Consider the following 6,518-nt stretch of genomic DNA (forward strand, 5'->3'; position numbering starts at 1 on the left):
TTATAGGTAGCATAGCAGGTTTAATCGTGCTTAACGGGTCAAGACGCATTTTTGCACTGAAGGGGAACTGAATGTCCTGCGTTGATAAAGGATTTTCGCCCTATATTTCTCTGTTAATTTCTGGTTTAACTGTAGTCTTTGACCAAGTGATCAAGTGGCAGACGCAGCAATCAATAGCTTACGGTGATTCGATTTCATTGACCCCTTTTTTCAATTGGGTACACACTTGGAACACTGGTGCGGCATTTGGCCTGCTTTCAAATGGTGGAGGTTGGCAGCGCTATTTTTTTATTGGGGTTGCTCTGCTAATGTCTGTGGCTTTAACGAGGTTGATCTTTAATAAAGTAAGTAAACGGGATGGCATTAGCTACGGGCTGATTCTTGGGGGGGCGGTTGGGAACCTCATTGACCGACTGTTTCGTGGCTATGTTGTCGACTCCCTTCATCTAGGTTGGCAAACGTGGCAATTGCCAGTTTTTAATATTGCCGATATTGCAATTACCCTAGGAGTTATCCTATTACTGTTAAGCAACTTGCAGGTCTCAATGATACCGAATCTACCGGGTTCTAAGTAAATAGTAAGTATAATAATTAATATGGCCGAGCTTATTTTGGATGGATTAGGAATTTATATTGAGTGGGGTAATTGAATGAAAATATCTTGGTTTTTAATACTGACTGTGCTCATTCATAGCTCTTTTGCCTGTGCTCCTGTGGCTGGTACTTTCAGTCAGTCTTCAATAAAGAGTGCAGGAGTTGCGTATGACTTAGTCTTAGAAATTGAGCGTGAAAATCAAGACTTAAATAAATCAATATATGATAGTAAACAACAAACACAACCTCATATTAGTTGCATTACTGGTTATAACCTCTTAATTTCAGCCGTGCCTGTTATTTTGGCACCCAACTCAAACTCGGTAGGTTTTGACCAAAGCCTGACTCACCAACCCCCTGTACCTCCACCAAACGCGTAACCGTTAACTTAGACTTTTTAAAACCTATAAGTTAATGGAGAAGCAACATGAAGTATTTATACTTCGTGGCAGCCTTTTGCTTAGGTGCGCTAGTGCCTGTGGCGACGGCTGCGACGACAGATTTAAAGCTGAAAGAAGCGTTACAAAAAACGATCAAGAATAACCCTGAGTTACTGGAGTATGATTATAAAATACGAGCTGCAGGAGCACTGATAGAGCAGGCTGAGTTTTCAGCGAACCCAAGGGTATCTGCGGAAATAGAAAACTTTGCCGGCTCAGGACGGCTAGAAGGTATCAGTAACTCACAATTGACCGTATCCTTTTCTCAGCTCATAGAGTTAGGGGACAAACGGCAGTTACGAGTTAAAGCTGCAACCGAAAAAGAGAAAGCTCAGCGAGCAGAGTTTGAGTATCGTCAAATTGAGGTTTTGGCAGAAACCACACAGCGTTTCTATGACATTTTAAAACTTCAGCAAGTCGCGCATACCAGCGAGCGTCAAATTCAGCGAACTGAGCGACTGATAAAAGTGGCACAGGAGCGTGTAGAAGCTGGCGCGGTGCCTAAATCCGAGGTTATTCGCATTAAATTACAGTTAGAGCGCCAATACGCTTTCTCTGACGAGTTGAACGGTAAACTGAAAAAGCAACAAGCTGAACTGGCTTCAATGTGGGCAGGCGAGCTCAATTTTACGCGCGTCTCTGGAGACTTTACTTTTCCGCTAAGCCTCCCGGAAAAAGCCAACGTGTTATCGGCTGTTAATCGGGCGCCGGAGTATTTGCGTTTACTGGACTCTGAGCAACTTCTACAAGCGCAAGCCAGAGCGTTAGCAGCGGACTCAAAGTCGGATATTACCGTTGGTGTCGGGGCTCGCTACAATAATGAGTTCGATGATGTAGGTTTAATCGTCCAGGCATCGATGCCATTGCAGTTCACTGACCCTAACGTCGGTCGCATAAAACAAAGCCGATTACTGCATCAGTCTATCCTGGCGCAGCAAAAACAGGTTCGGCAGCAACTAAAATCACTGGCTTTATCGCTAGTGCACAGTTTGCAAACTCACCAAAGTTATCTGCAAAAGATAAATCAGCGACTGATGCCATTATCTGAGCAATTACTTGAACAGACTCAACAGGGTTACGCACGCGGAACGCACTCTTTGTTGCAAGTGTTAGACGCGCAAACGGAGTTAGCCAAACTCGAGTACGAAAAAGTTTCTCGGAAACATGCGATTTACAGCGACATCATCGAATTAGAGCGCATGACCGGACAGCCGTTTTTAGGAGTACAACAATGAAACTCAACACATTGATTACAATTATCTGCATTGCCAGTTTTTCACTGCCCGCATTGGCTTATGAGAAAGAACACGAAGAGCATGAAGCACCCCATACCAATTTAAGTGATGCAGCAATAGAAAACGCGAAATTAACGTTGGCAACAGCGAGCGCTCAAAGCATTCGAGTAAAGCAAACAATTTTCGGTGTAATAGCCCCCAATAATAACAATATTGTGCATATCGGAGCGAAGTACAAAGGTATTGTTACGGCACTAAAGGCCAATATCGGCGATGCCATAAAAGCCGGGCAAACTCTGGCTGTTGTTGAGAATGTTACGACAGGCACGGCATTTGAAGTCATCAGCCCAATTAGCGGAGAGGTAACTGCACGTTTTACCAATGTTGGTGAAGTGGTTGAGCAAAAGCCATTATTTGAAGTCCTGGATCCATCATCGGTCTGGGTAGAGCTTTCAGCGTTCCCGGAGAACATTGAGTCGTTAGAAGAAGAGCAAACGACCTATGTGTACGACTTGCATCATCATAAAACCGTCGAAGGAACTGTGTCTTATATCTCGCCACAAATGACTGGCGGACATATTGCACGCGCACTTATCGAGTTGCACAATCAGTCGGGGCATTGGCGACCGGGAATGCACGTAAAAGCGGATGTCGTTACAGACAGCTTTAACGCGAGCTTGGCGATAAACAATGATGCTGTTCAACGTTTAGAAAATAACCCCGTTGTTTTTATTAAAGAGGGTAATCGTTTCGAAGCCAGGGAAGTTGAGTTAGGCCGAACTGACGGTGAATACACCGAGGTGTTATCGGGTATTGAGAATGGCGAAAGTTATGTCGTTGAAACCAGCTACTTGATAAAGGCTGACATTCTAAAACAAGGCGCAGGCCACAGCCATTAGGGAGACTAAACAATGATAGATGCACTCATTCGCTTTGCGGTTGATCGTCGATGGCTGGTGCTTGCCGCAACCTTGTTAGTAGCAGCTGCGGGCGTTTATAGCACATTAAAGCTACCCATCGATGCTGTGCCGGATATTACCAATGTTCAGGTACAGATAAATTCAGAAGCGCCAGGCTATTCGCCATTAGAAACCGAACAACGTATTTCTTATCCGGTGGAAACCGCGATGGCAGGTTTACCAAAGCTGGACTACACCCGCTCGATCTCACGCTATGGGTTGTCGCAAGTTACCGTGGTGTTTGAAGAGGGCACCGATATTTACTGGGCTAGACAGCAAATCAGTGAGCGATTGCAAAAGGTAAGGGGAGAAGTGCCCGACGGTATCGAGCCGACGATGGGGCCAATAGCCTCCGGCCTTGGTGAAATTGTTAATTATGTAGTACGCGCGAAAGAGGGGGCTACCAATGCCGATGGCGAGGCGTATACGCCCGAGCAGTTGCGTACCATCCAGGATTGGATCATTAAGCCGCAACTGGTCAAGGTGCCCGGTGTTACCGAGATTAATAGTGTGGGGGGTTATGAAAAGCAATACCAGGTGGCTCCCATCCCCGGTCGTATGCTGGCCTATAAAGTGACCATGCAGGACCTTTTGGCAGCATTGGATCTTAACAATAGAAACGCTGGTGCCGGTTATATCGAGAAAAATGGTGAGCAATGGTTGGTGCGTTCGCCTGGACAGCTTAAGACACTTGACGATATTCGTGATGTGGTCGTGACAAAACGTGATGATGCACCGGTGCGCGTGAGTGACGTAGCTGAGGTCAAACTGGGAGAACAATTACGCACTGGCGCTTCAACCTCGGGCGAGAGCGAGGTGGTATTGGGCACGGCCATGATGCTTATTGGCGAAAACAGTCGCATCGTTGCACAGAATGTCGCCAATAAAATTGAGGAGGTGCAACGAAGCTTGCCAGACGGGGTGGTGATTGAAACGGTGTATAACCGTACTTCTCTCGTTGATAAAACTATTGCAACGGTCGAGAAAAACCTGTTTGAAGGTGCGGTGCTGGTTATTGTGGTGCTTTTCATTCTGCTTGGAAATGTCCGTGCAGCACTGATTACGGCGTGCGTTATTCCCTTGAGTATGCTGTTTGCGGTAAGCGGCATGGTCGCCAACAAGGTGTCTGGTAATTTAATGAGCCTGGGCGCAATAGATTTTGGCATTATTGTCGACGGTGCGGTCATTGTTGTCGAGAACGCGCTGCGGCGCCTGGGGAATGCTCAACAACGCCTCGGTAGGGTGCTGACGACCAAAGAGCGTTTAATTGAAGTGACTCACAGTACACGTGAGGTCTTCAACCCAGCCGTTTTTGGTGTACTGATTATTATGCTGGTCTACCTGCCAATATTTGCGTTAAGTGGCGTGGAAGGCAAGATGTTCCATCCCATGGCGTTTACGGTTGTAGCGGCGTTGTTAGGTGCGCTGATTTTCAGTGTTACCTTTGTACCAGCTGCTATTGCAATATTTGTCCGTGGCAATATTAAGCACGGCGAAAACCGAATAATGCGAGCGGCCCGCAAAGTGTATCAGCCGGCTCTACGGCAAACATTAAAGCTTCCAGTTGTCATTATTTTGCTTGGCTTTGGGTTATTTGCGGTATCACTGTTTCAGGCGAGTCGCATGGGAACTGAGTTTTTGCCACAGCTTGATGAAGGCGATATTGCCATGCATGCCTTGCGCATTCCGGGGACAGGCTTACAGCAGTCTATAGCAATGCAAAAAGATGTCGAGTCTGTGGTGTCACGCTTTGACGAAGTTAAACTGGTATTCTCAAAAATTGGTACCCCGGATGTTGCGACCGACCCTATGCCACCGAGCGTTGCTGATACCATTATTATTTTAAAGGAGCGTGAGGACTGGCCAAACCCAGAGAAACCCAAAGAGCAACTGGTTGCTGAAATACGAACTGCTGTGCAAGAGCTTCCCGGTAATAAGTACGAGTTCACTCAGCCCATTGAAATGCGCTTTAACGAACTTATTGCAGGCGTTCGAGCTGACTTGGGGGTTCGTATTTATGGCGATGACTTGCAAACGCTTAAACGGTTAGGCGACTCAGCCGCCGCAGTCATTCGCACCGTTGATGGCGCTGCTGATGTTCGGGTTGAACAAATGACCGGTTTATCGACACTCTCAGTTATACCTAAGCGTGATCATTTAGCGTTATTAGGCCTAACAGTCGCTGATGTACAACGAGCAGTTCAAGCTGCGGTTGGTGGAGTTCAGTCAGGGATTATTTACGAAGGGGATAAACGCTTCAAGCTAATGGTACGTCTCGACAAAGAATGGCGTAAGAGCATTGAACAGCTTAAATCACTGCCTATTGATCTGCCTGCCGGCAACCCTGAGCTGCGCTATGTGCCGTTGGGAGAGGTCGCCGAATTGAGTTTGGAAAGTGGACCGAACCAAATTAACCGAGAAAGTAGCAAACGCAATGTTATTGTGAGTGCGAATGTTGAAGATCGTGATTTGGGCTCTTTTGTGGCAGATGTTCAGGATGCGCTAACGACTGACGTTGATTTGCCAGCAGGTTATTGGGTTAACTACGACGGTACCTTTGAACAGCTGCAATCAGCTTCCCAACGGTTGAGTTTGGTTGTGCCATTAGCGCTGCTATTAATTATTGGCCTGCTATACAGTGCGTTTAATTCGCTGAGCAGTGCACTCGTCATATTTACAGGCGTTCCCTTAGCGCTGACCGGCGGGATATTCGCATTAGCGCTGCGCGATATGCCGCTATCAATTTCCGCTGCAGTCGGCTTCATTGCACTGTCGGGCGTGGCGGTTTTGAACGGCGTGGTCATGCTGACATTCATACGGCAACTGCTGCGCGACGGACTGCCGTTGAAAGATGCGGTGTTTGAAGGCGCGCAACAACGGTTAAGACCTGTACTGATGACTGCTCTCGTAGCTAGCCTGGGCTTTGTCCCTATGGCATTTAATACCGGTGTCGGCGCTGAGGTACAGCGACCACTGGCTACTGTGGTAATCGGCGGCATTGTCTCGTCGACATTATTGACTTTGGTGGTGCTGCCAGCGTTGTATTACTTAGTACAACGTTTTAAAGGAACCCATGTAGAATAAGTTGAAGTATTTAAGCACGCTCGTTATTGGGCGTGCTTTTTTATCTTTGCCTTGATGAAGGCTTGGTTGGTACAAAATTGGCACAATGCCTAAAACAAAAAAGCCCCGCTGTTTCCAGCGAGGCCTTGCAATACGTGGTGCCCGGAGGCGGAATCGAACCACCGACACGAGGATTTTCAATCCTCTGCTCTACCAACTGAGCTACC

5 protein-coding genes are annotated in these 6,518 nt (G+C 47.0%); all 5 read left to right on the top strand.

The features are described from left to right. The first annotated feature begins 71 nt into the window (after window positions 1-71). The 5 genes from lspA (at window position 72) to B3180_RS01700 (ending at window position 6,312) form a co-directional block, all read left to right on the top strand. Window positions 72-575, top strand: coding sequence for a signal peptidase II (gene lspA, locus B3180_RS01680; protein WP_011234872.1), 504 nt, complete (start codon window positions 72-74; stop codon window positions 573-575). Between the two features lie 75 nt (window positions 576-650). Then, complete coding sequence (locus B3180_RS01685; protein ID WP_006955685.1) at window positions 651-974, top strand: hypothetical protein; 324 nt, start codon at window positions 651-653, stop codon at window positions 972-974. Window positions 975-1,021: 47 nt separating this feature from the next. Beyond that, complete coding sequence (locus B3180_RS01690; protein ID WP_271331982.1) at window positions 1,022-2,269, top strand: TolC family protein; 1,248 nt, start codon at window positions 1,022-1,024, stop codon at window positions 2,267-2,269. Continuing rightward, window positions 2,266-3,168 carry an efflux RND transporter periplasmic adaptor subunit gene (locus tag B3180_RS01695; RefSeq protein WP_286842568.1) on the top strand — a complete coding sequence of 301 codons (903 nt, stop codon included), beginning with the start codon at window positions 2,266-2,268 and terminating at the stop codon, window positions 3,166-3,168. The genes B3180_RS01690 and B3180_RS01695 overlap by 4 nt, the downstream gene beginning before the upstream one ends. Before the next feature lie 12 nt (window positions 3,169-3,180). After that, window positions 3,181-6,312, top strand: a complete 3,132-nt coding sequence (locus tag B3180_RS01700; protein ID WP_278358177.1) for an efflux RND transporter permease subunit — start codon at window positions 3,181-3,183, stop codon at window positions 6,310-6,312. Window positions 6,313-6,518 lie beyond the last annotated feature (206 nt).

Source organism: Idiomarina sp. UBA4206 (genome assembly GCF_002383015.1).
GTDB classification, from domain to species: Bacteria; Pseudomonadota; Gammaproteobacteria; order Enterobacterales; family Alteromonadaceae; genus Idiomarina; species Idiomarina abyssalis.

Excerpts from the sequence above, each read along its gene's own strand:
- B3180_RS01700 (WP_278358177.1), top strand. The coding sequence starts at position 3,181 with ATGATAGATGCACTCATTCGCTTTGCGGTTGATCGTCGATGGCTGGTG.
- B3180_RS01690 (WP_271331982.1), top strand. The coding sequence starts at position 1,022 with ATGAAGTATTTATACTTCGTGGCAGCCTTTTGCTTAGGTGCGCTAGTG.
- lspA (WP_011234872.1), top strand. The coding sequence starts at position 72 with ATGTCCTGCGTTGATAAAGGATTTTCGCCCTATATTTCTCTGTTAATT.
- B3180_RS01685 (WP_006955685.1), top strand. The coding sequence starts at position 651 with ATGAAAATATCTTGGTTTTTAATACTGACTGTGCTCATTCATAGCTCT.
- B3180_RS01695 (WP_286842568.1), top strand. The coding sequence starts at position 2,266 with ATGAAACTCAACACATTGATTACAATTATCTGCATTGCCAGTTTTTCA.